Below are 26,668 nucleotides of genomic sequence, written 5' to 3'. Positions count from 1 at the left end.
TGCGGCCGTTAGCTTCGCTGCCACACGAGGCAGGGAGTGCGCCGATGGGCATCGTCCTGGGACCGAACCGCTACGGCAAGGCCGAGGTCCGCCTCGTGCGGGTCGACCGCGCCGACGCCGTCCACCACGCGCTGACCGACCTGAACGTCTCGGTCAGCCTCTCCGGCGACCTCGCCGCGACCCACCTGCGCGGCGACAACACGAACGTCCTGCCCACCGACACCATGCGCGCCATCGTCTACTCCTTCGCCCGCGAGGAACCCGTTGCCGAGATCGAGGCGTTCGCGCTGCGCCTCGCACGGCACTTCACCAGCGCGTACGAGCCCGTCGACACCGCCCGCGTGCGCATCCACGCCTACCCGTGGGAGCGCATCGCCGGCGCCGAGGGCCCGCACCCGCACGCGTGGACCCGCGCCGCCGGCACCCGGTACGCGGGCGCGGTGTCCGGCCCCGACGGCGCCGTCCAGGTCGTGTCCGGCGTCGAGGACCTGACGGTGCTCAAGTCCACCGGCTCCGCGTTCCACGGATTCCTCACCGACCGCTACACAACCCTCCAACCGACCGACGACCGCATCCTGGCCACCGCGGTCACCGCCCGCTGGCGGCACACCGAGGCCGGCAGCGCCGACTGGACCGGCTCCTACACGCGCGCCCGCGACACCCTGCTGCGCGTCTTCGCCGAGACGCCCAGCCTCGCGCTCCAGCAGAGCCTGTACGCCATGGGAGAGGCCGTCCTCGCCGACCAGGAGGCCCTGGCCGAGGTCCGGCTCGCGCTGCCGAACAAGCACCACTTCGAGGTCGACCTCACCCCGTACGGGCAGGACAACCCCGGCGTCGTCTACTACGCCGCCGACCGGCCGTACGGCCTGATCGAGGGCACCGCGCTGCGCACCGGCACGCCACCGGCGCACGCCGACCTGCCCTGGTGACGGCCCCCGGCGTGGCCCGAACCATGCCGCACACCACCGGTGCTGACGGTCCGTCATAAGAGCCTTACACGGCGGTAGCGCGGGCGAAACCGGGCGGTCGGACGCTGAGAGCCGACGATCCGTCGGTCCATCCGCAGCCCGGGGGGAGCCATGGGGGGATCCATACCGCAACCGCCGCCGCCCGCACTGGTCGACGACGTGCCCGTGCGGTACCGAGACGTGCACGGCTACCGGCGGGCGTTCCGCATGCTCGGATCCGGCCCGCCGCTCCTGCTCATCCACGGCATCGGCGACAGCTCGGCGACCTGGCTCCCCGTCCTCGGCGAACTCGCCCGCCACTACACCGTCGTCGCCCCCGACCTCCTCGGCCACGGCGGCTCCGCCCACCCCCGCGCCGACTACGCGGTCGCCGCGTACGCGTGCGGCATGCGCGACCTCCTGGGCGTCCTCGACATCGACCGTGCCACCGTCGTCGGACACTCGCTCGGCGGCGGCGTCGCCATGCAGTTCGCCTACCAGTTCCCCGAACGCTGTGAACGCCTCGTCCTCGTCGGCACCGCCGGCGTCGGCCGTGACGTCCACCCCCTGCTGCGCCTCGCCGCCGGGCCCGGCGCCGAGTTCGCGCTCCCGCTGGCGACCGCCGCGCCGGTCCGCGCCGCCGTACGCGCCGTCGCCCCCGTCCTGCGCACACTCGGCCGGATCGGCGGCGGCCGCACCGGCTGGGGCCCGATGGGCTGGACCTCGCTCGGGCTCGGCGCCGACCTCGAGTACGTCCTCGCCCGTTACACCACCCTCGCCGACACCACCGCCCGCCAGGCCTTCCTGCGCACGCTGCGGGCCGGCGTCGACGCGCGCGGCCAGGTCATCACCATGCTCGACCGCAGCTACCTCGCCGCCGGACTGCCCACGCTGATCCTGTGGGGCGCCCGCGACCGCGTCATCCCCGTCGCCCACGCCCGCACCGCCAACGCCGCCATGCCCGGCAGCCGACTCCTGGTCTTCCCCGACTCCGGGCACTTCCCGCACCACGACGACCCCGCCGGATTCGTCAAGGCCGTCGAGGAGTTCGTGTCCGGCACCGAGGCGGCGCGGCACGACGCCGACCGCTGGCGGACGCTCCTGCGCGCCGGCCGCCCGCCCGCGTACGCGCCCGGCGAGCCGCCGCAGTCCAGCGGCGCCTGACACGACGGAGCGGCGGCGCGCGCGCCCCCCGCCGGGGGGGGGGGGGGGGCGCCGCTCCGTCGCGTGACGCCTACAGGTTCTCGATGCCCGCCATGCCCATCTCGGAGTCCAGCACCACCACGCTGGCGGCCTTCACCTGCGTGTGGTCCTGCGCCCACTGCTTGGCCTCGTTCGCCACCTGGGCGCCGGCGTCCATGGTCGCGATGTCGCCCTCGACGTCGCCGGTGCGGGTCGCGACGTGCGTGTACACGACGATCTTGTTCCCGCTGCCCGTGAGCCCCGCGTACACCTTCACGTCGGTGACCTTCGAACCGTTCGCCGACGCCTTGATCCCGGCGAGCAGCTCCTTGGCGTACGCGTCGTTGGCCGCCTTGTCCTTCGGCTTGTTGTCGAGGTTCTCGATGCCCTTCACACCCTTGTTCTTGTCGAGCACCTCGATCGACATGACCTTCAGGTCGGTGTGCTCCTGCACCCACTTCTCCGCCGCGTTGACGAGCTTCTCCGCGGACTCCTGGACCTTGAGGGTCTCCTCGGTCGCCGACGTGTCCGGCGCGCCGAGGTCCGTGTTCACGGTGACCGTGTAGTCGGCGCCGGCGGTCTTCTCGGCCCGGACCTGCTGGACGTGCGCGCCCTGCGAGGTGGTCTTCAGGTACGCCTGCAGGTCGCCCGCGTACTTGCCCTTGTCCCCGGACGCGGAGCCGCCGCCGTCCTTGGCGTCCTTCTTGTCGTCACCGTTGCAGGCGGTGGCCAGCGCGGCTATCGCGCCGACCGCGACCAGGGCGCCGATACGGGTGCGGAGCGCGTGCTGGGACGGGGACATCCGTGCCTCCTTCGTCCGGGCGTATCCCGGACTTTCAGTCGATTCGTCTGGCGACGGCTCAACCATGGCATTCGCCTGTGAACACTGTCAACAGGCGTTCAATCTGGTTGGTGTGGCTTCAGGGTAAGATCGCTTCCGACTCGTTCACGAGGTCCACGAGATGCACGAGATTCACGAGATTCACGAGATTCACGAGATTCACCAGCCCTCCGGAAGGGAGCCGACCATGGCCGGACCCCAGGTCACCGCCGCCGAGATCGCCCGCATCGCCGGCGTCGGGCGGGCCGCGGTCAGCAACTGGCGGCGCCGCTTCCCCGACTTCCCGCAGCGGGTCGGCGGCTCCGACAGCAGCCCCACGTTCGCCCTCGACGAGGTCGAGGCGTGGCTGCGGGCCCAGGGCAAGATCGCCCAGGCCCGCCCCGAGGACGCGTTGTGGCGCGACCTCGCCGCGGCGGCCGGCGACGGGGACCAGGCGGTGCTGCTCGCCGCGGTCGGCGAGTACCTCCTCGGACTGGGCGCGGGCCGCCCGGTCCCCTCCGCGTTCCCAGGATCCGCCGCCCCGGTGCTCGACGCGGCCCGCGCCCGCGCCGGACAGGTCGGCGCCGCACGGGCGTTCGACGAGCTGTACGCCCGCTACGCGGACTCCGGCCAGCGCTCGTCCGCGGTCACCCCGCCCCGCCTCGCCGCGCTGATGGTGGCCGTGGCGACCGCGGGCCGCCCCGCCGCGACGGTGCTGGATCCCGCCTGCGGCACGGGCGACCTGCTGCTCGCCGCGCTCGACGCGGGGGAGGGCCGTGCCCTCCTCGCCGGCCAGGACGCCGACCCGGGAGCCGCCCGTCTCGCCGCGGTCCGCCTCGCGTTCGCGGCCCTCGGACCCGCCGCGGGAACCCGCGGGAATTCACCCTCAGGGGACTTCAGCGTGTCGGGTGAAGCCCCGCGCGAACACAGCGGATCCGGCCTCCCGTTCGACCGCGCCGGCACCGGCACCGCGGCCGCCGCACCCCCCGAGGCCGCCGTCGAGACCGGCGACGCGCTGCGCCGCGACGCCTGGCCCGACCGCCTCTTCGACGCCGTCCTCGCCAACCCGCCCTTCAACGACCGCAACTGGGGCCACGACGGGCTCGCCTACGACCCCCGCTGGGCCTACGGCCTGCCGCCCAAGACCGAGGGCGAACTCGCGTGGATCCAGCACGCCTTGGCGCGCACCGCGCCCGGCGGCACCGTCGTCGTCCTCATGCCGCCCGCCGTCGCGTCCCGCGGATCAGGCCGCCGGATCCGGGCCGAACTCCTCCGCAGCGGCGCCCTGCGCGCCGTCGTCGGGCTCCCGGCCGGGGCCGCGCCGCCCGCCGGCGTCGCGCTGCAGCTGTGGGTGCTGACCCGTCCCGCGCCCGGCACCGCCGGCACGCACGTGCTGTTCGTCGACACCGCCGCGGCCGGCGCCGCCGAGCCCGCGCGACGCGAACCGGACTGGGACGCCGTCGGAGCGCTCGCCCTCGACGCGTGGACCGGGTTCGCCGCCGGCTCCGACCGCCCCGAAGTCCCGGGTGTGCGCCGGGCGGTCCCCGTCATCGACCTCTTGGACGACGCCGTCGACCTCACCCCCGCGCACAACCTCCCGACACCCGCCGGCGCCGAGACGCCCGACCTGGTCGCCGACGCCCGCGAGGACCTCGCCGACGCGCTCGCCCTCGTCGCGCGCCTCGCCCCCGGCAGCGCCGAAGCACCGCCCGGGACCGCCCCGTGGCGCACCGTCGCGATCGCCGACCTGACCCGCGGCGGCGGCGTCACCCTGCTGCGCGGACCCGTGCGCGCCGGCCGAGCCGACGCCGAACCGCCCGCGTCCACCGCCCCCGACGCCCTGCGCGTGCTCACCGCCGCCGACGTCACCGCCGGCACCGCCCCGAGCGGCCGCTGGTCGCCCGACACCGAAGGCCTCGGCCTGCTCCCGCGCATCCAGCGCGGCGACGTCATCGTCCCCGCCGTGCTCGGCGCGCAGGGCACCACCGTCCGCGTCGCCGCCGACCGCGACCACGGCGCGCTCCTCGGCCCCAATCTGCACCTGCTGCGCCCCGACCCGCAGGTGCTCAACCCGTGGTTCCTCGCGGGGTTCCTGTCCGCGCCCGACAACACCCGCCAGGCCACGTACGGGTCGAGCATCGTCCGCCTCGACGTGCGCCGCTTCGAGGTCCCGCTGCTGCCCCTCGACGTCCAGCGGCACTACGCCGCCGCGTTCCACGGCCTGTACGCGTTCAACGACGCGCTGCGCAGGGTCGAGACGCACGGAACACGCCTCGCGCAGGGCCTGCTGAGCGGACTCACCTCGGGCGTCCTGACACCCCCCGAGGACTGACCCGCGACCGCCCCGGCACGCACACAAACCCCGACGGAAACCACACGACCATCCGCAACGGATTCCTCAAAGGAATCGCACATGTACCGTGCGTGGCTTGTGAGATGGCCCGCTCGATCACCCTGCGTGTCCGGTCGTCGACAGCGCCGGCATCGAGTGGAAGCGGCCCGCCGAACGCCGTAGCGTGGGCGACGGCGGACCATGACCACCGGGTCCGTGCAGGTCGACCGGCCCCGCGGGGATAGCGCGATGCCTGGCAGGGCATCACCCGGGTGTGACCATAAGTCACGTGATGTGGCTCACGGTTTAGACCGCGAGGCGGGAGCCGGTTGCGGCGTGGCAACGCGCGCCTGCTATTCGTACTGGTGCACACATGTCACGAAAGCCGGGGCCGACCGGACACGATCCGGACGGGTGTCGGAGCCTGAGCCGAGAAGTAGGGGACCCAGCCATGAGCGAGGACTCGGTAGTACTGCGCTATCAGGAAAACGAGCACACTTACCCGGTGGTCCACGGGACCATCGGCGACAACGCCATCGACATCGGGAAGCTGCGCGCCGAGACCGGCCTGGTGACCTTCGACGGCGGCTTCGTCAACACCGCGTCGACCAAATCCGCGATCACCTTCATCGACGGCGAAGAAGGCATCCTGCGGTACCGCGGATACCCGATCGAGCAGTTGGCCGAGCAGGGCAGCTTCCTGGAGACCTCGTACCTGCTCATATACGGCGAGCTGCCCACCGCGTCGCAGCTCGACGAGTTCCGCGGCGAGATCACGAAGCACACGCTGCTGCACGAGGACGTCAAGCGCTTCTACGACGGATTCCCGCGCGACGCGCACCCGATGGCCATGCTGTCGTCGGTCGTCAGCGCGCTGTCCACCTTCTACCAGGACAGCCACGACCCGTTCGACGCCGAGCAGGTCCACATCTCGACGATACGGCTGCTCGCGAAGCTGCCGACGATCGCCGCCTACGCGTACAAGAAGTCCGTCGGGCAGGCGCTGCTGTACCCGGACAACTCGCTCGACTACGTCCAGAACTTCCTGCGCCTGGCGTTCGCGGTGCCGTCCGAGGAGTACAAGGCCGACCCGGTCGTCGTCTCCGCGCTCGACAAGCTGCTCATCCTGCACGCCGACCACGAGCAGAACTGCTCGACGTCGACGGTGCGCATGGTCGGCTCCAGCCACGCCAACCTGTTCGCGTCCGTGTCGGCCGGCATCAGCGCGCTGTGGGGCCCCCTGCACGGCGGCGCGAACCAGTCCGTGCTCGAGATGCTCGACGGCATCAAGGCCGACGGCGGCGACGTCGACGCGTTCGTCCGCAAGGTGAAGAACCGCGAGGACGGCGTGCGCCTGATGGGCTTCGGCCACCGGGTGTACAAGAGCTTCGACCCGCGCGCGCAGATCATCAAGAAGGCCGCGGACGACGTCCTCAGCCGCCTCGGCAAGCGCGACGACCTCCTCGACATCGCGCTGCGCCTCGAGGAAGTCGCGCTGTCCGACGACTACTTCATCTCCCGCAAGCTGTACCCGAACGTCGACTTCTACACCGGCCTCATCTACCGCGCGATGGGCTTCCCGACGTCGATGTTCACGGTGCTGTTCGCGCTCGGCCGGCTGCCCGGCTGGATCGCGCACTGGCGCGAGATGATCGCCGACCCGTCGTCGAAGATCGGCCGCCCGCGCCAGGTGTACACGGGCATCCCGATCCGCGACTACGTGCCGCTGGGCGCCCGCTGACGCATCCCGTCGCGCGCGCGAGCGCACGCCTGACGCACTGACGGCCGGTCCGGAACCCCTCGGGGTCCCGGACCGGCCGTCCGGCGTTCAGCGGGCCGCGGGCGGCACGGCCGCCGCGGTCGCCGTCACTTCGTCTTCGGCTCCAGGTTGACCACGACCTGGACGGAGCCGGGGCCGACGGGGCTGCCGACGGCGTACGGGTTGTCCTTGTCGGGCCAGCCGGTGATGTTCTTGGTGTTGTACTCGGACCAGGCCACGAAGTTGAACAGCGGGACGGCCGGGACCTGCTCGACCATGATGTCCTGCAGGCCGTCCAGCGCGGCCTGCTGCGCGGCCGGGTCCTGCGTCGACGCGTACTGCATGAGCAGCTGGTCGGTCTTGGGGTCCTTCCAACGGATCGAGTCGGCGAACGCCGGCTCGCCGATCGGCTTGGTCAGGTAGCCCGCCAGCAGGTTCTGGTAGACGTCGAACGGCGAGTACGCGCCCGTCAGCGGGCCGACGCCGGTGGCGTCGAAGTCGCCGGTGAAGATGTTGCCGATCAGTTCGGCGGTGGCCTTCGTCTCCACCTTCACCTCGATGCCGATCTGCTTCAGCTGGTCGGTCATCACCTGGTACATCGTGATGATGTCGGTGAACGCGGACGAGGTGAGCAGCGTCATCGTGAAGCGCTTGCCGTCGGGCCCGACCAGGATGCCGTCGCCGCCGGGCTTGTAACCGGCCTTCGCCATCAGGGCCTTGGCCTGCTCGACGTCCTGCTTGAGTTCGACGCCCTTGTACTTGGCCGAGATGAACTGCTCGTGCTGCGGGAGCAGTCCGGTGGGCGTGGTGGCCGCGGGCTGCTCGTTCTGCTCGGCGAGCTCGACGAGCTTCTTGCGGTCGAGCGCGAGGCTGATCGCCTTGCGGACGTCGGCGTTCTGGTACTGCGGCTTCGTCTGGTTGAGGCCGAGGAACGTGGGGCTGATCGGCGGGAACCAGTAGTGGTGGTTCGCCGGGTCCTTGGCGACGTACTCCTTGTCGATGTTGTTGACGAAGTTCGCCGCCCAGTCCAACTCGCCTTGCGCGAGCGCCAGGTTGGCGGAGACGTTGGAGTTGTACACGACGTAGCGCAGGCCGTCGATCTTCGGCTTGCCCGGCTGCCAGTAGTTCGGGTTCTTCTTGAGCAGGTAGCCCTGCGGCGACCACGTGTCCAGCATGAACGGCCCTGTGCCGACCGGGTTCTCGAACGTGTAGGTGGCCGGGTCCTGCACGCTCTGCCAGATGTGCTTGGGCACGATGTACGTGAGTCCGACGAACGCCAGCTGCGTGAAGGCCGGGACGGGGAAGCTGAGCACGACCTTGTCGGCGCCCTCGGCGTGCGCCTCGGTCACGGCGAGGCCGGTGGTGTTGATGGCCGGGTTCTTCGCGATCAGGTTGAACGTGAACGCGACGTCGTCGGCGGTGAACGCCTGCCCGTCGGTCCACTTCACGCCGCTCTGGAGGCCCAGCGTCAGCGTCTTGCCGTCGGCGGAGAAGTCCCACGACTTCGCCAGCCAGGGCGTGAACTGGCCGACCTTCAGCGGATTGCCGATGAACAAAGGCTCGTTGATGATCGACACGCCGCCGACCAGGTTCACCGACGCGGTGGTGACGAACGGGTTGAAGTTGCGGGTCATCGGGCCCGTGGGCGCGCCGGAGATCCTCAGGACCGTCGAACCGCTCGACGAGGAGCTCTTGTCACTGCACGCGGTGGTCGTCGCCGCCAGCGCGAGCGCCGTCGCGCCGATCAGCGTGCGGGCGAGCACTTTCCCTCCGAGGAACCGTCTGCCGAGCTTTCCGAGTCTGAGCACGTGCTCTCACCGCCGTCCGGTCGTCATCGGTTGCTGGTCGTCGTGCCGGTCTTGCCGGTCCGGGGCGTGCAGCCAGCACGCGGCCCAGTGGCCGTCCTCCGGCGGGCTGCCGGGGGCCGGGAAGTGCGGGGGAGCGGTCTCGCGGCACACCGGCATCGCCAGCGGGCAGCGCGGATGGAACCGGCAGCCGCTCGGCGGCGCGGCGAGGTCAGGGGCCTCACCGAGCCGTTCGGCGCGTTCGCCGGTCACGGCGGCCCGCCGGTCGGGGTCGGGCGCCGAGTCGATGAGCAACTGCGTGTACGGGTGCGCCGGGGTCTGCGTGACGGCCTCGGCGGGGCCGCCTTCGACGAGGCGCCCGGCGTACATCACCTGGACGCTGTCGGCGAAGTAGCGGGCCGAGGCGATGTCGTGGGTGATGTAGAGCAGCGCGAGCCCGTCCTCGTGGCCCAGCGCGCGCAGCAGGTTGAGCACGCCGAGCCGGATGGACACGTCGAGCATCGACACGGGCTCGTCGGCGAGCAGCACCTCGGGCCGCACCGCGAGCGCGCGGGCGATCGAGACACGCTGCCGCTGCCCGCCGGACAGCTCGTGCGGCCGCTTGCGCGCGAACTGCTCGGCCGGTGTCAAGCTGACTCGTTCCAGCAGGCGCAGCACCTCGGCGTGCACCTCCGCCTTGCCGCCGTACGACCCGTGCAGCCGCAGCGGCCGCGCCAGGTGGTGCTCGACGGTGTGGAACGGGTTCAGCGAGGCGAACGGGTCCTGGAAGATCATCTGCACCTGGCCCAGGTACCGCCGGAACGCCGAACCGCGGGCCCGGCCCACCGGCCGTCCGTCCAGCAGCAGTTCGCCCTTGGTCGGCGGTTCGAGCCGGGCCAGCACACGCGCGATCGTCGACTTGCCCGAACCGGATTCGCCGACCACGGCGGTGATCCGCCCCCGGTGCAGGGCGAGCGACACGTCGTCGACGGCGTGCACCACGGCACGGCGCCCGAGCCGCCCCGAGTGCCGCGCGGGGTAGTGGCGGGAGACACCGCGCGCCTCGAGCAGCGGCGCGGCCTCCTCCGCGGGAGCTTCCGCCGCGGACGCCTCCGCAGGCCCGCCCGGCGCCGGCACCGTCGCCGGGGGTGGCTCCTTCGCCGGCTCCGCGGCACGCACCGGGGCCGTGTCATCGTTCGTCATCGGCACTCCCGTTCGGGTCGTCGAGATGGCAGGCCACCAGCCGTTCCGGAGCCCCCGCGGGACGGCGCAGCAGCGGAAGGTCCCGCGTGCAGCGGTCGAACGCGTGCCGGCACCGCGGGCTGAACGCGCAGCCCGGCGGAAGCGCGCGCAGGTCCGGCGGCGAGCCGCCGATGCCGGCCAGCTCCCTGCGCGGGCCGCGGAGCGGCGGGAACGAGGCGACCAGCCCGCGCGTGTACGGGTGCACCGGATCCCGGTAGACCTCCTCGGCGGGCGCCGACTCGATCACACGCCCCGCGTACATGATCGCCACCCGGTCGGCGACCTCCAGCAGCAGCGACAGGTCGTGCGTGATGAACAGCACGGAGAACCCGAACTCCTCGCGGAGCCGCACGAGTTCCGCGAGCACCTCGCGCTGCACGACCACGTCCAGCGCGGTCGTCGGCTCGTCGAGCACCAGGATCTCGGGGTCGAGCGCGAGCGCCATGGCGATCATCACGCGCTGCCGCATGCCGCCGGACAGCTCGTGCGCGTAGGCGCTCATCCGCGCCGCCGGAACCCCCACGGTGGTGAGCAAGTGCGCCGCCCGCTCCCGGCATTCGGCCCGCGTGATGCCCGGGCGGTGCGCCTTGAGCGTGTCGGCGATCTGCGCGAGCACCGTGTGGACGGGGTTGAGGGCGTTCATCGCGCTCTGGAAGACGATCGCGATCTCTTCCCAGCGGAACGCCCGCAGCTCCGGCCTCGTCATGTCGAGGACGTTCACCGGGCCCGACCGCGCCGGGCCGTCCGACACGTGTCCCGCTGCGTCTTTCCCCTCGCGGCGGTGGTAGAGGACCTGGCCGCCGGTGATCGTCCCCGGCGGCCGCAGCAGCCGCGTGACGGCGTGCGCCAGCGTCGACTTGCCCGACCCGGACTCCCCTGCCAGGCCCAGCGTTTCGGAGCGGTGCAGCACGAGGTCGACGTTGTCGACGGCGTGCACCGCGCCGGGGCCCTCCCCGTAGTCGACGGTCAGCCCGCGGATCTCCAGGAGCGGGGCGCCCACCGCACTCGCGACCGGGCTCATCGGACACCGTCCTTTCCGGCCGCTGCGGCCGCGGCCGCGGCGCGGCGCTCCTTGCGCTTCGCGCGGCGTGCGGCGGGGGACAGCCTCGGGTTGAGCAGCTCGTCCGCGCCGAAGTTGATGAGGGACAGGCTCGCGCCGACCAGCGCGATGCACAGTCCGGGCGGGACGTACCACCACCACGAACCCGTGGTGAAGGCACTGGAGTTCTGCGCCCAGTACAGCGTCGTGCCCCAGCTCCACGTCGTCAGCGAGCCCAGGCCGAGGAACGACAGGCTGGCCTCGGTGAGGATCGCGAAGATGAACGTGAACAGGAATCCCGAGATGATGATCGCGCCCAGGTTCGGCACCAGCTCGACGGTGATGATCCGCCACGGGCGTTCACCGACCGCGCGGGCCGCCTTGATGTAGTCGCGGTTGCGGAGCGACAGCGTCTGGGCGCGCAGCAGCCGTGCGCCGAACGCCCAGCCGGTCACGCTGATGACCACCGCGATCGGGAACCAGCCGCCGTCCTTGAGGTAGCCGGTGAGCACGATGGTGAGCGGCAGCGCGGGGATGACCAGGAAGATGTTCGTCAGCATCGACAGGGCCTCGTCCGCCCAGCCGCCGAGGTACCCGGCGGTGACGCCGATCAGCACCGCGAGCGCGGTCGCGAACGTGGCCGCGACGAAGCCCACGAGCATCGACGTGCGCGCCCCGACGAGGATCTGGGAGAGCACGTCCTGCCCCGATTGCGTCGTGCCCAGCAGGTGGTCCGCGCTCGGGGACTGCAGCACCGGGCCGCCGGTCTTGGACGGGTCGTCCGGCGCGATGTACGGGCCGATGACGGCGAGCAGCACGAACGAGCCGAAGATCAGCACCCCCGTGAGCGCCTTGCCTGAGCGCAGCAGCGCGAGGCGGCGCTTGGCGGGCGGCTCGGCGCCGCCGGGCTCGGTCGCGGTCGCCAGGGTGGCGGTTGCGGCCATGCGTCAGCCCTCCTGTCGGATGCGCGGGTCGAGGAGCACGTAGCACAGGTCCACGATCAGGTTGGCCAGCAGCACCATGAGCGTGATGATCAGGAAGATCCCCTGCATCAACGGGTAGTCGTTGTTGAGCACCGCGTTGAACAGCAGGAACCCGATGCCCGGGTACGAGAAGACCGTCTCGGTGACGATCGAGCCGCTCACGATGAAGCCGAGCGACAGCGCGAAGCCCGAGATGTTCGGCAGCAGCGCGTTGCGCGCCGCGTAGCCGAGCATGACGCGCCGGCTGCGCAGGCCCTTGGCCTCGGCGACCAGCACGTAGTCCTCGCTGATGGTGGTCAGCATCATGTTGCGCATGCCGAGCAGCCAGCCGGCGATCGAGCTGACGATGATCGTCAGCGCCGGCAGCACCGAGTGGGACAGCGCGCTGGAGATGAACTCCCCGCTCCAGCCCACCTGGAGCTCGGGACGGTAGCCGCCGGTGATCGGGAACCAGCCGAGTTCGACGCCGAAGACGCTCAGCGAGACCAGCGCGATCCAGAAGTACGGCACCGCGGAGAAGAACGTGGTCACCGGCAACAGCGCGTCCAGCCGTGAACCGCGTTTCCACGCGGCCAGCACGCCGAGCAGGGTGCCGGCCACGAAGCTGACCAGCGTGGCCACGCCGATCAGGACGACCGTCCACCACACGCCTTGTCCGATCACCTCCGAGACACGGCCGGGGAAATAGGAGACGGAGACCCCGAGGTCGCCGTGCAGAAGGTTGTCCCAGTACGTCCAGTACTGGGACATCAGGCTCTTGTCGCTGACACCCAACTGCGCCTTCACGGCGTCGACCTGGGCTTGCGAGACCTGGCCTTTGAAACGGGACAGCACGGTGTCCGCGGGACTGCCCGGCATGAGCCGGGGAATCAGGAAGTTCATGGTGATCGCCGCCCACGCGGTCACTGCGTAGAAGGCGATACGACGGAACAGGAAGCGCACCTGGGTCACCACCGACCTTGGGTTCACGGGCCTGCCGGAATCCGGTGCGCCAGACTGTACGGCGGTTACTTAGCGATAGGTAGGTTTGTGATGTGAACGTGATGCTTTGATCTTGGGGCATGGAACGGCCCCGGCGGGGAAGTCCCGCCGGGGCCGAAAAGCCGTGCGCAATACGGGTTTTGCTACCGACCGGTCGGTGCGCCTCCGGTCACCGCGTCGATCACGTACAGGTGACGGTCCGTGCTGCCCACGAACACCAGCCCGTCCGCGACCACCGGCGACGTCACCCGGCCCCCCGTGGTGAACTTCCACCGCGGCTCGCCGCTGGACGCCACCGCGACCACCGAGTGGTCGCTGCTGCCCGCGTACACCACACCGTTGGCCACCACCGGCGAGGTCACCCAGCCGTCGGTGCTGTAACGCCACTGGCAGCGCGTCGAGTTCACGTCGACGGCGTACAGCCCGCCGTCACCGCTGCCGAAGTACGACATGCCGCCGGCCGCCGCCGGCTGAGCCACCGGCCCGTTCGCCTGGTACCAGCCGCGCAGCGTGCCCGAGCCCGCGTCGATCAGGTACAGGTAGTGGTCCGTGCTGCCGACGTGCACCACACCGCCCGACACTGTCGGCGCCGACACCCAGCCGCCGGTCTGGTAGCGCCACCGCGCCCACCCCGCGCCCGCGTCCACCGCGTACACGCACCGGTCGCTGCTGCCGAAGTACACCGTGCCGTCCACGACCGTCGGCGTGGTCGCCCACCCCTGCGTCGCGAACCGCCACCGGCACCGGCCCGTCGCGGCGTCCACCGCGTACACGGCGTTGTCGCTGCTGCCGAAGTACACGGTGCCGTTGGCCACCACCGGCGCGGCGACCACGTCGCCGTTCGTCGGGAAGCTCCACCGCCACTGACGGCTGGTCAACTCCAGCGCGTACAGGTGGTTGTCCTGGCTGCTCAGGTACATCATGTCGCCCTCGACCGCGGGCGGATGCGACCAGCCGGTGCTGTCGAACCGCCACTCGCGGGTCGCCAGGTGCAGCGTGTGCAGCCCGTTGTCCTTGCTGTGCACGTGCACCCGCGACGTCCGGGTGCCGCCCGCGCGCACCGGCGGCGACAGGATCTCCGCACTCGCCGCGAACCGCCACGGCTGCGTCGCCGGGACCTCCAGCGGACCGGTCGGCGTACGCGGCGTCGGCGGGTGCTGGCGCGGCGCGTCCGCCTGGTCGGCCACATACGTCGGGGTGGCCGGCGGCGGCTTGCGGAACGCCAGCTCCGTCGGCACCGCGCCCACCGGCGTACCGGCCGGCGCGCCGCCCTGCGCCGCGGCGGGCGCCGGGCTCCCGGGCATCGGGCTCACCGACGGACGATGCGGCTGCGGCTGCGGCTGGGGCTGCGGACGCGGCTGCCCCTGGGGCTGCGGCTGCGGCGGCGGCCCGGTCGGCGGCAGCGTCGGGCGCGGCGGCGTCTGCGGGCGCGGCTGCGCACCCACCTGCGGCTGCTCCGGACGCGGCTGCGGCGTCACCTGCGGCTGGGCCTGAGGCTGCTGCTGCGGCTCCGGCCGCGCGGGCGCATCGCGTTCGGGCCCGCGCTCCGCGTTACCGGCGCCGGCCCGCTGCTCGTTGCGCATCTGCGCGGGCAGCTTGCCCCAGTCGTCCTCGCTCAGCCGGCCCGACACGTCGTCGTCGGTCTCGTCCGGCGAGGACTGCGGCTCGGGCACCGGGGGAGTGCGCTGCCCCGCCGGCCGGTACTGCCGCTCGAACCGCTCCACCATCGCGGCCGCCGCCTCGGGCAGCCGGCTGTCGGAGTCGGAGTAGTTGCTCTCCGCGTCCAGCAGCGGCGCGAGGCCGCTCAACAGCGCGGTCGGCGACGGGCGGTGCTCCGGCGCGCGCTGCATGCACGCGCTGATCACCTCGTGCAGTTCGTCCGGCAGCCCGGTCAGGTCCGCCGACCCGGTCACCAGGCGCAGCAGCGCCTCGGCCGGCTTGCGGTCGGGGTACGGCGAGTGCGCCGTCGCCGCGTACACCAGCGTCGCGCCGAGCGAGAACATGTCGGACGCGGGGGTGATGTCGCGGACGCCCTGGGCCTGTTCGGGCGACATGTAGGCGGGCGTGCCGACCGCGACGCCGGTCATCGTCAGCGAGCCGAAGTCCGCGGCGCGCGAGATACCGAAGTCGATCACCTTGGGGCCGTCGCTGGCCACGAGCACGTTGGACGGCTTCAGGTCGCGGTGCACCAGGCCGGCCGCGTGCACCGACTCCAGCGCCTCGGCGATGCCGGCCGCGAGCCACCGCACCGCGCTCGCCGGCAGCGGGCCGCACGAGCGGACCAGCGTCTCCAGCGAGGGCGCCGGCACGTACGCGGTCGCCAGCCACGGCACCGCCGCGTCCGGATCCGCGTTGACCACCGCCGCGGTGAACACACCGCTCACCCGGCGCGCCGCGGCGACCTCCTGCGCGAAGCGCGCGCGGAAGCCCGGGTCGCCGCCGAGTTCGGAGCGGATCGTCTTGAGCGCGACGAGCCGCCCGAACGGCGAACGCCCGAGGTAGATGCGCCCCATGCCGCCCGCCCCCAGGCGGCCGAGGATCGTGTACGGCCCGATCCGGGTCGGATCCCCCTTGGCCAGGGGCTCACCGGGCCACTCGTGTTCGGTCACAATCCCCCCGAATTCTCCCCCACCACCGCCCATCATCCCCGCCGGTTCCTCGCTGCGACAGTGTTCCCGCCGACCGGGTCGGCCGCGGTGTGCGCAGCGGTCGGGGACGCGGATCGCCGCGTCTGTTGTCCCCCTGCTGCCTGTGGCAGAGTACCGGCCTCGGGACGCCAGCGCCCACGGTGTGCCGACCTCCGCCACAGGTGTCGCGGTTCCTTCACAGCGTTAGGACGCACGGCCCCCGGACCGGGTTCCGCGCAAGGGCCGACCCGCGCCGCGGATCGGCCCCCGTCGTTCCGGTTGGGTCAGTCGTTTGAGGGAACTCCGGCTTGCGCGAACGGCTCAGCCCCGTCGTCCGCGCACCAGCCACAGGACGCTGAGCACCAGCACCCAGACGACGAACAGCAGCACCGGGGCGCCGAACAGCCAGAACGACCCCAGCAGCACGACGCCCACGACGAGCGCCGACCAGCTCAGCCACGACGGCAGGTTCCCGGTGCGGCGGGACAGCACGAACACGCACCACAGCAGGACCGACAGGGTGACGGACCCCAGCGTGAACACCAGGATCGACGCCGCGGTGAGCATCAGGGCCGCGCCGGTGTCCGCGGCGTAGTCGTCGGAGAACTCCTCCATCAGGGCGGGCGCCGCCCCGAGCGCCGTGAAGACGACGACCAGGCCGGCGAACACCGCGCCGGACGCGAACGCGAGCAGCCGCAGGCCCCGGTCGGAGGCGGACTCCTCGCCGCTCGGCGCGAGCGCGAGGTAGAGGCGGTGCAGGAACAGCAGGAACAGCGCGACGCCGAGGACACTCAGCTCGGCGCTGACGAACATGCTCGTGCGGTGGCCGGAGTCGGCGAGCCAGTCGGCCCACTTCTTCGGCGCGTCCTTCGTGGTGGGGTCCGGCGACGAGTCGAGCGCGCCGCTGACGACCACCAAGACGCCGAAGCCGACGCCTGCCCACGCGCCCCAGTCGATCGCCCGTGCGGGTGCGGCGGGTTGCGGGACCGCCTCGGTGGCGGAGGTGCTTTCGGACATGGCGACCATCCCCCGGGACACCGCGGTCCGGTCCCCTGGCCGGACCTCCGGGGCGGTATCCCCTATATCAAACGATGGCGCGAAAAATCCTTACTGCGCAAGGGTGTTGCAACGCCGAGGCCGGGCGGTGGGGAGTCCCACCGCCCGGCCGGGGTGTACGGGGCGCCGCTACGGCACCCGGAGCGCTCCGCTCAGTGCGTGACCGCCGACGGGTCGACGACCACGTCCTCCTTGCGGATGCGCACGAGGATGAACGCGATCACGGCGGACGCGAACAGCATCAGCGACGCCGCGAAGATCGGCGCGGTCCACTGCGACGTGAGCACGTGCGCCAGGCCGTCCGGCGTGAGCTGCCCGCCGGACTTCTCCATCTGCGACGTGGCCTCGCTGGTCGCGGCCGACGTCGAGATGGTCGCCAGCACGGCCAGGCCGATGGTGCCGCCGATCTGCTGCGTCACGTTCAGCACGGCGGAGCCGACGCCCGCGTCCTTCGGGTCGATGCCGGCGGTCGCCGTGGACATGATCGACACGAACACCGCGCCCATGCCCAGACCCATCATGATCACGCCGGGCAGGATGCCGGTGACGTAGTCCGAGTCGGTCTTCAGGAACGACAGCCACAGCAGGCCGGTGCCGGCCAGCAGCGGACCGAACATCAGGAACGGCCGCGGCCCACGGGTCGTGATCAGCCGCGAGGTGATCTGCGCCGACGTGATGACGCCGGCGGTCAGCGGCAGGTACGCGGTGCCGGCCATGACCGGGGACAGGTCGAGCAGCAGCTTGTTCTGCATGTACAGCGTGAGGAAGAAGAACGTGCTCATCATGCCCGCGCCCGCGAGCATCATGACCAGGTAGCCGCCGGTGCGGGTCCTGTTGAGGAACAGGCGCAGCGGCAGCAGCGGCTGCTTGGTGCGCAGCTCGATCGCGATGAACGCGGCCAGCGACAGCAGGCCTATCGCGAAGAACGCCATCGCGGTCGGGTCCGCCCAGGTGTGGTCCTTGTTGTGCTGGCTCTGCTCGGCGACCCGGATGAAGCCGTACACCAGCGCCGACACACCCACGGTCGAGGTGATCGCCCCGGGTATGTCGAACCGGGCGAGGCCCGAACCGGTGCCCTCGGGCCGGTCGTTCGGGAAGACCCGCGGGATGGCGGTGGCCAGCAGCACACCGATCGGCACGTTCACGAACATGACCCAGCGCCACGTGGCGTACTCGGTCAGGACGCCGCCGGCCAGCAGGCCGACCGCGGCGCCCATGCCGGACACCGCCGCGTACACACCGAGGGCCCGGTTGCGCTCGGCGCCCTCCTGGAAGGTCGTGGTGACCAGCGACAGGACGGCCGGCGCGGTGACCGCGCCGCCGACGCCCTGCAGCGCGCGGGCCGCGAGCAGCATGACGTCGTTCTGCGCGAAGCCGCCCAGCAGCGACGCGAGCGTGAACAGGAGCAGGCCGCCTATGAACATGCGGCGCCGGCCGAGCAGGTCGCCCAGTCGGCCGCCGAGCAGCAGGAGGCCGCCGAAGGTCAGGGTGTACGCGTTCATCACCCAGGTGAGCGACGCGTCGGAGAAGTCCAGGGCCTTCTTGATGTCCGGCAGGGCGATGTTCACGATCGTCGCGTCCAGCACGATCATGAGCTGCGCGCCCGCCAGGACCGCCAGCGCGAGCCCGGGATGCACCTTGCGCGGGGCCGCGCCCGGTGCAGCGCTGGTGGCGACCACATCCGTGGGAGCCGTGGTCATGTGTGTACCTCGCAGAGTCTTTCCAGAGCGCGGAAATAGAGGACGGTTCCGTACTCTGGGTAGAGTAAGCAATGCCTCTTAGAGAACGCAAACGTATTCTGTACGATGGCGTGCGGAGGGCAGACGGATGACCGAAGTGCAAGCCGACGCCCCGGCGCGCCAGGCAGGCAGCGCCGACGTGCGGACGGATATTCCCGACGTGGTCGCGTCGTGCGGCGATCTCGCCGTCGAGATCGGCTACGACCACCGGCGCTTCCCGCGCCGTCGCGGGAAGGTGCTCCAGCAGGCGATCGCGCAAGCGGTCGTGGAGGAGCTGGCCGAACGAGGCTACAACGGCTTCACCTTCGAAGGCGTCGCGGCGCGCGCCGGAACCGGCAAGTCCACGCTGTACCGGCGCTGGGCCGACAAGCCGTCGATCGTCATCAGCGGCCTGGCCGAGGCGATGCCCGACCTGTCCGACTACGAGTCCACCGGCAGCCTGCGCGAGGACCTGCTCAACGTCCTGCACGCGTACGCCACCTCCTGCGACGGCACGCTCGGCGTCGCGCTGCGCGTCGTGTGCGGCGAGGCCAGCGCGAGCGACGATCTGCGCGAGATGTGGATCGAGCGGACCGTCGAGCCGCGCATGGCCCAGATCGCCGCGCTCATCCAGGCCGCCGTCGACCGCGGCGAGGCCCGGCCCGGCGCCACCGAGTACGAGTGCGTGCTCACCGGCCCGGCGATGGTCGGGCAGCTGTACATGATGGAGCGCACCGCGCCGAGCCGCGACGAGGTGGCGCGGCTGGTCGACAACGTGCTGATGCCGATGCTCGAATCCCGCTGAGCCGGGCCGGGCCGGGGTGGGGGCGCGGGCCGCACGGCCCGCACCCCCACCCCTTGCCTTCAGCGGTGCGGGGACGTCGTCACCCGAGTCACCCGAGTCAGCCGAGCAGCTTCTGCATCTGCGCGACCTCGGCGGACTGCGACGTCCTGACCGCCTCGGCGAGCTTGCGGGCGTCGGCGTTGACGCCCTTGGCGAGCTCGTCCTGGGCCATCGCGATCGCCCCGTTGTGGTGGACGATCATCATCCGCAGGAACGTGCGGTCGAGCTCCTTGCCGCTCGCGGCCTTGAACGCGGCCATGTCGGCGTCGGACATCATGCCGTCGCCGCCGCCGTGGTCCATGCCGGGCATCCCGGCGTGGCCGCCGCCCGCCGCGGCGGGCTTGCCCCACGTCGTCAGCCAGCCCTTCATCTGCGCGATCTCCGGCGCCTGGGCGCCCTCGATGGCCGTGGCCAACGTGCGGACCTCGGGGTCGGCGGTCTTGGCGAGAACGGTCTTGGCCATGTCCACGGCCTGTTCGTGGTGCGGGATCATCATCTGCGCGAACATCACGTCGGCGTCGTTGAACCCGGCGGCCGGGGTGCCTGCGGGCGAGCCGGCGGGGGAGCCGGGTGCGGCGGACGCGGGCGGGGTCGCCGGGGCGGTCGCGGACGAGGCGGCCGGCTTGGCGCCGTGGTCCATGCCGTCCATCGAGTCGCCGTCACTGCCGCACGCGGCGAGCAGCAGCGTCGCGGTCAGGGCGGCGGCGGGCAGCGCGAGAAGGCGCGTCGAGCGCTTCATGGGGGTCTCTCCGGTATTCGTCTGTGGTCTGCGGTTTCGGTCGGGTGGGGGCGGGCCGAAGCCCGCCGGCACGCGTCGGCCTAAATCCGCAGCACCGCCAGGCAGGAGAGATCAGGGGGCGTCGGCGGCGGCAGCGCCGAGGTGGCACGGCCCCACAGCCCGCGCGCGGTCAGCCGCGCGCGGCGCCGGGAGCAGGGCCGCAGCAGGAAGAGCGTGATCGCGAGGGTGACCGCCGCCAGCAGCACCGCCATGCACAATGACGCCGGGTCCATGCCGCCGTGCGGCATGGGGAGACCGCTGCCGTGGGCGGTCGCGGGGATGAACGTGACGCCCGACGCGGCGTCCGCGGCGCAGTGCCCGTCGGGGCAGTCGGCGGCGGGGTCGGCCATGGGGTCGGCCACCGGGTCGGCCATGGACACGGTGACGGTGGTGCCGGCCATCGGGTCGTGCGACGGCCCGGACTCGGGAGGATGCCCGAGCGTGTGCATGCCGGCCGTGCCGAGCACGAGGAGCGCGAAGAGGAGGAGGCGGACGAGCGTCGTCGCGCGGCGCATGGTTCCCCTCCTCCGTGGGACGGCTCCGTCTGCCGCCATCGTACCGGGTAGGGGTACCCCGTATCGCCAGGAGGCGTCAGGGCAGCCAGCGGCGCAGGCCCGGGTCGCGGCGCAGTTCCTTACGGGCCATCGCCTCCCAGAAGCCCCGGAAGCCGTCGCCCTTGCTCGCCGCGAAGCGCTCCCGCACGGCGGCGGGCAACTCGACGGGGCTGCCGAGCACTTCGGCGTGCCACGCGCCGCGGCAGCGCTGTTCGAGGGCGACGGCGCGCTGGTGGACGGCGCGGATCCCGTTGCCGGTCACGAACACGCCGTGGCCCGCGAGCAGCGCGATGTCGGCGTCGCCCATGGCCTTGACGGCGGCGCGGGCGTTCTCGGCCTGGTCGACCGGCCCCGCGTACTCGTCCACGAAGACGACGCGCCCGCCGCCGAGCGCCGAGGACTGGTCGAGCAGCGGCGGGACGCGCCCGGCGTCCGCCCACACGGTGCCCCAGCGCGGGTGGTTGTGCAGCGCGACGCGCACGTCGTCGCGGGCCCGGTGCAGCTCCAAGTGCAGGGGGATGCCGAGCGGCGCGGGCCAGGCGCCCTCCAGGACGCGGCCGTCGCCGTCGATGCGGATGACGTCGTCCGGTGTGAACTCGTCCCACAGCAGGAACCACGGGTTGCACAGGAACGTGTCGTCGTCGAGCCGGTAGGTGATGTGCCCGGCGAGGTGGTCGTCGTAGCCCTCGTGCCACAGCGTGCGGGCGAGCAGCGTGAGTTCGAGCCGCGGGTCGAGGCCGTCCGGCAGCAGCCGGTCGGCGGTGGGCGTGAACCCGTCGGCGGCCCCGTGCGTGCTGTGCTCGGTCGTGCTGTCCTCGGGCATGGGGTCCTCGGGTCGGCGGTCCTCGGGTGTGCCGTGCTCGGGTGCTCGGTGCTCGCCGCGTGTCACGGCTTGGGGTCCGGCGGCAGCGGGTGGCGGTACAGCGCGGCCGCGTTGGCGTGCGTGAGCAGCCGCAGTTCGTCGTCCGGCAGGTGGCCCCAGGACTTGGCGATGACCTCCTGCGTGTCGGGCCAGGTGCCGTCGCCGTGCGGGTAGTCGGTCTCGAGCATGATGTTCTCGATGCCGATGCGGTGCCGCGTGTCGATGGTGGACGGGTCGTCGAGCGTGCAGAATCGGAAGTTGCGGGTCAGCACGTCGGCCGGGCGCACGCCCCACGACTCGGCGAGGCCCGCGTAGCCCGAGCGGTCGACGATGTTGTCGAGCCGGTCGAGCAGCATCGCCACCCAGCCGATGCCTCCCTCGGACATGGCGATCCGCAGCTCCGGGTGCCGCGCGGGGTGCCCGGACCACAGCCACTCGGCGCACGCGTGCAGGCTGAGCTGCCCGAACATGGTCGCGCCGAGCTCCAGCATCGGCGCGCCAGGCGGCATGTCGGCCAGCCCCGACGAGCCGACGTGCAGCGAGATGACCGTGCCGGTCTCCGCGCACGCCTCGATGATCGGGTTCCAGTACGGGTCGAAGATCGACGGCAGCCCGATGCGGTGCGGGCGCTCGGGCAGCGCGACGGACCGGAAGCCGCGCGCGGCGTTGCGGCGGATCTCGGCGGCGCCCTGCTCCGGGTCGGTGAGGTAGGTGATGCCGAGCGGGATGATGCGGTCGGGGTACGGCTGCCACCACTCCTCGTACAGCCAGTCGTTCCACGCACGGGTGACGGCGAGGCCGAGCTCGGGGTCGGAGGCGTGCGAGAACACCCGGCCGCAGAACCCGGTGATCTGGGACGGGAAGTTCAGCGACGCCCACACCCCGGCGATGTCCATGTCGCGGATCCGCGCGTCGATGTCCCAGCAGCCGCGCCGCATGTCCTCGAACCGGGTGGGTTCGAGGGAGCGGGTCTCGGGGCGCCGGCCGGCGACCGCGTTCATGCCGACCTGGGTGTAGCGCTGGCCGTCGAACTCCCACAGTTGGTGGCCGCGTTCGTCCTCGACGACCTTGGGGGCCAGGGGCTGGAGGCGGGCCGGCAGGCGGCCCTCGAACATGCCGGGCGGCTCGACGAGGTGGTCGTCGACGGAGATGACCGTGTACCGCACCTCGCGCGGCTCGGGGTCGGGCAGGAGCAGGTCGGTCACGCGTACACCCCCTGGCGGGTCCGTCGCGGGCGGTCCCCGTGACGATGTCTGACGCTGCGTCAGACCTGGGGGGCACGGTAGGCCGGACGGGCGCAGAGGACAAGGCCCGCGGCGGCTCCGGGATCGGCGGCGCGGCGCGGGGGCCGGGTGCGGGCTGCGGGAGGCGTGCGACCGGGGTGACACGTGCCACTTCCACCGCCCTCCGGCCGCTGAGCTGGGCGTTCGCACAGCGCGACCACTTGACTGACTTGGTCAAGCATTCTTAGGGTCCGGGCATGGCGACCTCGACACCCGCAACAGACCCGCTGGCCGCGCTCACCGCCCCCGGCGCGCGCTTCGAACTCGCCGAGGAGGACGTCCTCGGCGTCCGCATGCGGGTCCTCGCGGCACGGCCGACGTCCCTGTCCGCCTTCGTCGCGGCCTCCGCCGCGCACGGCGACCGCGAATACGTCGTCCACGACGACGGCACCCGGCTCACCTACGCCGAGCACGCCCGCGCCGTCGCCTCCGTCGCCGCCGCGCTGCGCGAGCGGTACGGCGTCCGCCCCGGCGACCGCGTCGCCATCCTGGCCGCCAACCGGCCCGAATGGCTCATCGCGTTCTGGGCCTCCGTCAGCCTCGGCGCGATCGCCGTCGGCATGAACGGCTGGTGGGCCGGCGAGGAGATCCGCTACGGCATCGCCGACTGCGAGCCCAAGGTCCTCATCGCCGACCGCCGCCGCCTCGAACGCGTCGCCGACGCCGACCTCGGGGTGCCGGTCGTCGAGATCGAGACCGGCTTCGCCGACCTCGTCCGCTACGCCCCCGACGCCGCACTGCCCGACGGGCCCGGCGACGAGGACGACGCCGCGCTCATCCTCTACACCTCCGGCACCACCGGTCGGCCCAAGGGCGCCGTGCTCACGCACCGCAACGTCATCGCCATGCAGAACGTCCAGGCCCTCCTGGCGGCCCGCGCCACGGCCCACCTGCCTGTGAACGCCGTTGCCGGCCGACCCGGGCGCTGGCTCGTCAACAGCCCGTTCTTCCACGTCTCCGGGCTGCTCGCCGGCGCCGTCGCCGCGCTCGCCGACGGCCACACCATGGTGCTCTTCAGCGGCCGGTTCGACGTTCCGGCCGTGCTCGCCACCATCGAGCGCGAGCGCTGCACGAACTGGTCCGTCGTCCCGACCGTCGGCTGGCGCGTCGTCAACCACCCCGACGCCGGCCGCTACGACCTCAGCTCGGTCACCCGGCTCGGCGGCGGCAGCGCCGCGTTCGCCCCCGAACTCGTCGCCCGCCTCCAACAGGTCTTCACCAACGCCAAGGGCGCCATGGGCGTCGGCTACGGCCTCACCGAGAGCGGCGGCGTCGCCACCAGCGCCGGCGCCGCCCAGCTCGAGGCCACGCCCGGCGCGATCGGCGCCGCCGTCCCCACCGTCCAGGTCGAGATCCACGGCGAGGACGGCGCCCGGCTCGCCGACGGCGAGGAGGGCGAGATCTGGATCCGCAGCCCCCTCGTCATGCTCGAGTACTGGCGCAACCCCGCCGCAACCGAGAAGTCCCTGACCCCCGACCGCTGGCTGCGCACCGGCGACCTCGGGCTCGCGCGCGGCGGCCAGTTCTTCATGGCCACCCGCCGCTCCGACCTGATCCTGCGCGGTGGCGAGAACGTGTACCCCGCCGAGATCGAGCACTGCCTCGACGCGCACCCGGACATCGCCGAGTCCGTCGTCGTCGGCGTCCCGCACCCCGAACTCGGCGAGGAGGTCAAGGCGATCGTCGTCCCGAAGTCCGGCGGCGCGCTCGACCCGCGCGGCCTTTCCGCGTACGTCGGAGACCGGCTCGCCTACTACAAGGTGCCGTCGCACTGGGAGATCCGCACCGAACCGCTGCCGCGCACCCCGACCGGCAAGGTCATCCGCGCCGTCGCCACGGGCGTGCGCGGCGCGGACCTCGTCGAGGAGTAGGCGAGGCGCGGTCCGGCAGCGGCCGGGGAACGGTCGAGGAGCGGAGAACGCGGGAGGCCGCCCGTCCCGGGGCGCGGGACGGGCGGCCTCAGCAGCCGCGTGCGGGTGCGCGGATCAGCCCTCGTCGGCGTAGTCGCCGTACTCCGGGTCGCCGTCGCGCTCGTACGAGTGGATCGCGACGCCCGCCGCCGTCGTCCGCGAACCGGCCAGCCGGAACCGGGTCGGCAGCGCGTCCTCGGGGAACAGCCGCTTGCCCGTGCCGAGGATCACCGGGAACTGCAGCAGGTGCAGCGTGTCCACCACGCCGAGCGCCAGCAGCGACCGCACCAGCGCGCCGCTGCCGTGCACCTGCAGCTCGCGGCCCTCCTGCTCCTTGAGCGCCGCGACCTCCTTGGCCAGGTCGCCGCCGAGGATCCGGCTGTTCGTCCACTCGGCCGACGACAGCGAACCCGACACGACGTACTTGGGCAGCGTGTTCAGCTTCGTCGCGATGGGGTCCGCCGGGTCGTCGTGGTGCGGCCAGTAGCTGTTGAAGATCTCGTACGTCCGGCGGCCCAGCAGGAACGCGTCGGCGTCCTCGAACACCCCGACCATGAACCGGCCGAAGTCCTCGTCCCCGAACGGCGCCGACCACCCGCCGTGCGTGAACCCGCCCGACGGGTCCTCGGACGGACCGCCCGGGGCCTGGTAGACGCCGTCCAACGTGACGAACGTGGTGACGGTGAGCTTCATGGTGATCGCCTCTCGCGTGCCGTGCCGGACCTTCCACCCGTGCAGACCGCCGGAACAGCCGGAACTCATCGGTCCGCCCGAAAAGAAAAAACCCGCGGCGCGCCGCGGGGAAACTACGCTGGCCGGGTGCCGCACGCCTCCGCCACTCCGCAGCCCGCCGCGCCGGTCCTCGTCCTGTGGGACCTCGACGGCACCCTCGTCAAAGCCGGGCACGCCAGCCGCGACGCCCACGCCGAGGCCTTCCGCGCCGTCACCGGCCGCACCCTCACCGCACACGTCCCCTTCGAGGGCAGCACCGACCTGCTGATCGCCCGCGACACCCTCACCGCGCACGGCATCGACCCCACCGACGACCTCGTCGCCGCGCTCACCGCCGCACTCGGCGCGGGCATCGTGGACCGCGCCGACCAGATCCGCCGCGAAGGCGTCGCGCTACCGGGCGCCGTCGCCGCGGTCCGCGAACTCGACCGCGCGGCCCACGTCGTCCAGAGCGTCCTCACCGGCAACACCGCCGGCCCCGCCCGCGTGAAACTGTCCATGTGCGGGCTCCCCACCGACCTGCTCCGCCTCGACCTCGGCGCCTACGGCGACGACCACGCCCACCGCCCGGCCCTCGTCCCGATAGCCCGCCACCGCGCCGCCGCCGTCTACGGCACCGACTTCCCCGGCCGCCGCACCGTCCTGATCGGCGACACCGTCCGCGACGTCGAAGCCGCCCTCGACAACAACGCCGCCGTCCTCGCCGTGGCCACCGGCAACACCCCACCCGCCACCCTGCAAGCCGCTGGCGCCCACGCCGTCCTCCCCGACCTGAGCGACACCGCCGCCTTCCTCGACGCCGTCCTGACCCTGACCCGCCCCGAACCCGACGACGAAGCAGCCGCCTGACGGGCAACGGTCAAGCAGCCCGCACCGCGAACGCCACGGTGCTCGCGCCCGAGCCCGCGACGTGCAGGTCGACGACGACGTCCAGAGCCACGGCCAGCCGCAGCAACAGCTCCGACATGACCGGCAGAACGCCGCCCACCTCGATCCGCTCAACCTCGTCGGCCGCCACCCCGAGCCGCTCCCCGAGCCCCGCCTCCGACAGCCCGAGCTCGGTACGGCGGTCATGGACCAACTGCCCAAGCGCCATCGCCAACCGGATCTGCTCCCGCGCCGCGGCCACCTCCGGCGGCTCGACACCTCCGCGCAGCGCCCGCTCCCGCGCGATCTGCCGGCGTGCGTGGTTCATTTGCCCTCCCGACGCCGTCGAGGCTGAAGCGCAGTTCGCG

Annotated in this window: 22 protein-coding genes; 7 read left to right on the top strand and 15 right to left on the bottom strand. The window is 72.3% G+C overall.

Annotation, left to right across the window (positions count from 1 at the left end):
- Nucleotides 1-44 precede the first annotated feature (44 nt).
- Together pucL and QI554_RS07970 are read left to right on the top strand one after the other, a co-directional pair.
- Nucleotides 45-929 (top strand): factor-independent urate hydroxylase, encoded by an 885-nt coding sequence (gene pucL, locus QI554_RS07975; RefSeq protein WP_281467405.1) that lies wholly within the window; start codon nucleotides 45-47, stop codon nucleotides 927-929.
- Nucleotides 930-1,079: 150 nt separating this feature from the next.
- Nucleotides 1,080-2,111 carry an alpha/beta fold hydrolase gene (locus QI554_RS07970; protein ID WP_281467403.1) on the top strand — a complete coding sequence of 344 codons (1,032 nt, stop codon included), beginning with the start codon at nucleotides 1,080-1,082 and terminating at the stop codon, nucleotides 2,109-2,111.
- A 70-nt stretch (nucleotides 2,112-2,181) separates the two neighbouring features.
- Here QI554_RS07970 and QI554_RS07965 read toward each other — a convergent pair whose 3' ends face one another.
- On the bottom strand, nucleotides 2,182-2,931 hold the full coding sequence (locus QI554_RS07965; protein WP_281467401.1) for a hypothetical protein: 750 nt from the start codon (nucleotides 2,929-2,931) through the stop codon (nucleotides 2,182-2,184).
- A gap of 226 nt (nucleotides 2,932-3,157) precedes the next feature.
- On the opposite strand from QI554_RS07965, the gene QI554_RS07960 reads away from it, so the two are divergent.
- The gene (locus tag QI554_RS07960) at nucleotides 3,158-5,281 is read left to right on the top strand and encodes an N-6 DNA methylase (protein WP_281467399.1); all 2,124 of its coding nucleotides are present in this window, start codon (nucleotides 3,158-3,160) and stop codon (nucleotides 5,279-5,281) included.
- Nucleotides 5,282-5,732: 451 nt separating this feature from the next.
- Entirely contained in the window at nucleotides 5,733-7,022 is a 1,290-nt protein-coding gene (locus QI554_RS07955) for a citrate synthase (RefSeq protein ID WP_281467397.1), read from the top strand.
- A 125-nt stretch (nucleotides 7,023-7,147) separates the two neighbouring features.
- On the opposite strand, the gene QI554_RS07950 is transcribed toward QI554_RS07955, so the two are convergent.
- From QI554_RS07950 to QI554_RS07915, 8 genes are all read right to left on the bottom strand, one after another.
- Nucleotides 7,148-8,848: an ABC transporter substrate-binding protein gene (locus tag QI554_RS07950; protein ID WP_281467395.1), complete on the bottom strand. Its 1,701-nt coding sequence runs from the start codon at nucleotides 8,846-8,848 to the stop codon at nucleotides 7,148-7,150.
- 6 nt (nucleotides 8,849-8,854) lie between these two features.
- Nucleotides 8,855-10,027 (bottom strand): ABC transporter ATP-binding protein, encoded by a 1,173-nt coding sequence (locus QI554_RS07945; RefSeq protein ID WP_281467393.1) that lies wholly within the window; start codon nucleotides 10,025-10,027, stop codon nucleotides 8,855-8,857.
- Nucleotides 10,014-11,087: an ABC transporter ATP-binding protein gene (locus QI554_RS07940; RefSeq protein ID WP_281467391.1), complete on the bottom strand. Its 1,074-nt coding sequence runs from the start codon at nucleotides 11,085-11,087 to the stop codon at nucleotides 10,014-10,016. Before QI554_RS07940 ends, QI554_RS07945 begins: the two co-directional genes overlap by 14 nt.
- Nucleotides 11,084-12,049 (bottom strand): ABC transporter permease, encoded by a 966-nt coding sequence (locus QI554_RS07935; protein ID WP_281467389.1) that lies wholly within the window; start codon nucleotides 12,047-12,049, stop codon nucleotides 11,084-11,086. Before QI554_RS07935 ends, QI554_RS07940 begins: the two co-directional genes overlap by 4 nt.
- A gap of 3 nt (nucleotides 12,050-12,052) precedes the next feature.
- Nucleotides 12,053-13,030: an ABC transporter permease gene (locus QI554_RS07930; protein ID WP_281467453.1), complete on the bottom strand. Its 978-nt coding sequence runs from the start codon at nucleotides 13,028-13,030 to the stop codon at nucleotides 12,053-12,055.
- A 182-nt stretch (nucleotides 13,031-13,212) separates the two neighbouring features.
- Complete coding sequence (locus QI554_RS07925) at nucleotides 13,213-15,678, bottom strand: outer membrane protein assembly factor BamB family protein (protein WP_281467387.1); 2,466 nt, start codon at nucleotides 15,676-15,678, stop codon at nucleotides 13,213-13,215.
- Between the two features lie 339 nt (nucleotides 15,679-16,017).
- Nucleotides 16,018-16,713, bottom strand: a complete 696-nt coding sequence (locus tag QI554_RS07920) for a hypothetical protein (RefSeq protein WP_281467385.1) — start codon at nucleotides 16,711-16,713, stop codon at nucleotides 16,018-16,020.
- 191 nt (nucleotides 16,714-16,904) lie between these two features.
- Nucleotides 16,905-18,452 carry an MFS transporter gene (locus QI554_RS07915; protein ID WP_281467383.1) on the bottom strand — a complete coding sequence of 516 codons (1,548 nt, stop codon included), beginning with the start codon at nucleotides 18,450-18,452 and terminating at the stop codon, nucleotides 16,905-16,907.
- 127 nt (nucleotides 18,453-18,579) lie between these two features.
- On the opposite strand from QI554_RS07915, the gene QI554_RS07910 reads away from it, so the two are divergent.
- Nucleotides 18,580-19,275: a TetR/AcrR family transcriptional regulator gene (locus tag QI554_RS07910; RefSeq protein WP_281467381.1), complete on the top strand. Its 696-nt coding sequence runs from the start codon at nucleotides 18,580-18,582 to the stop codon at nucleotides 19,273-19,275.
- Nucleotides 19,276-19,372: 97 nt separating this feature from the next.
- On the opposite strand, the gene QI554_RS07905 is transcribed toward QI554_RS07910, so the two are convergent.
- The 4 genes from QI554_RS07905 to QI554_RS07890 form a co-directional block, all read right to left on the bottom strand.
- A complete protein-coding gene (locus QI554_RS07905; protein WP_281467379.1) occupies nucleotides 19,373-20,053 on the bottom strand; it encodes a DUF305 domain-containing protein in 681 nt (226 codons plus the stop codon).
- 80 nt (nucleotides 20,054-20,133) lie between these two features.
- A complete protein-coding gene (locus tag QI554_RS07900; protein WP_281467377.1) occupies nucleotides 20,134-20,607 on the bottom strand; it encodes a hypothetical protein in 474 nt (157 codons plus the stop codon).
- Between the two features lie 76 nt (nucleotides 20,608-20,683).
- The gene (locus QI554_RS07895; RefSeq protein ID WP_281467375.1) at nucleotides 20,684-21,535 is read right to left on the bottom strand and encodes a class II aldolase/adducin family protein; all 852 of its coding nucleotides are present in this window, start codon (nucleotides 21,533-21,535) and stop codon (nucleotides 20,684-20,686) included.
- On the bottom strand, nucleotides 21,532-22,713 hold the full coding sequence (locus QI554_RS07890; RefSeq protein ID WP_281467373.1) for an amidohydrolase family protein: 1,182 nt from the start codon (nucleotides 22,711-22,713) through the stop codon (nucleotides 21,532-21,534). Before QI554_RS07890 ends, QI554_RS07895 begins: the two co-directional genes overlap by 4 nt.
- 275 nt (nucleotides 22,714-22,988) lie before the next feature.
- Between QI554_RS07890 and casG the strand changes: the two genes are divergently transcribed.
- A complete protein-coding gene (casG, locus tag QI554_RS07885) occupies nucleotides 22,989-24,662 on the top strand; it encodes a steroid-24-oyl-CoA synthetase (RefSeq protein ID WP_281467371.1) in 1,674 nt (557 codons plus the stop codon).
- A 114-nt stretch (nucleotides 24,663-24,776) separates the two neighbouring features.
- Here casG and QI554_RS07880 read toward each other — a convergent pair whose 3' ends face one another.
- Nucleotides 24,777-25,394 (bottom strand): dihydrofolate reductase family protein, encoded by a 618-nt coding sequence (locus QI554_RS07880; protein ID WP_281467370.1) that lies wholly within the window; start codon nucleotides 25,392-25,394, stop codon nucleotides 24,777-24,779.
- Nucleotides 25,395-25,520: 126 nt separating this feature from the next.
- Between QI554_RS07880 and QI554_RS07875 the strand changes: the two genes are divergently transcribed.
- Nucleotides 25,521-26,282, top strand: a complete 762-nt coding sequence (locus tag QI554_RS07875) for an HAD hydrolase-like protein (protein WP_281467367.1) — start codon at nucleotides 25,521-25,523, stop codon at nucleotides 26,280-26,282.
- 10 nt (nucleotides 26,283-26,292) lie between these two features.
- Here the strand turns inward: QI554_RS07875 and QI554_RS07870 are convergent, their stop codons facing one another.
- Nucleotides 26,293-26,628 (bottom strand): helix-turn-helix domain-containing protein, encoded by a 336-nt coding sequence (locus QI554_RS07870; RefSeq protein WP_281467365.1) that lies wholly within the window; start codon nucleotides 26,626-26,628, stop codon nucleotides 26,293-26,295.
- Between the last annotated feature and the right edge of the window lie 40 nt (nucleotides 26,629-26,668).

Source organism: Yinghuangia seranimata (genome assembly GCF_029953285.1).
Taxonomy (GTDB): domain Bacteria; phylum Actinomycetota; class Actinomycetes; order Streptomycetales; family Streptomycetaceae; genus Yinghuangia; species Yinghuangia seranimata.
This window is presented reverse-complemented; position numbering and strand designations above follow the sequence as displayed.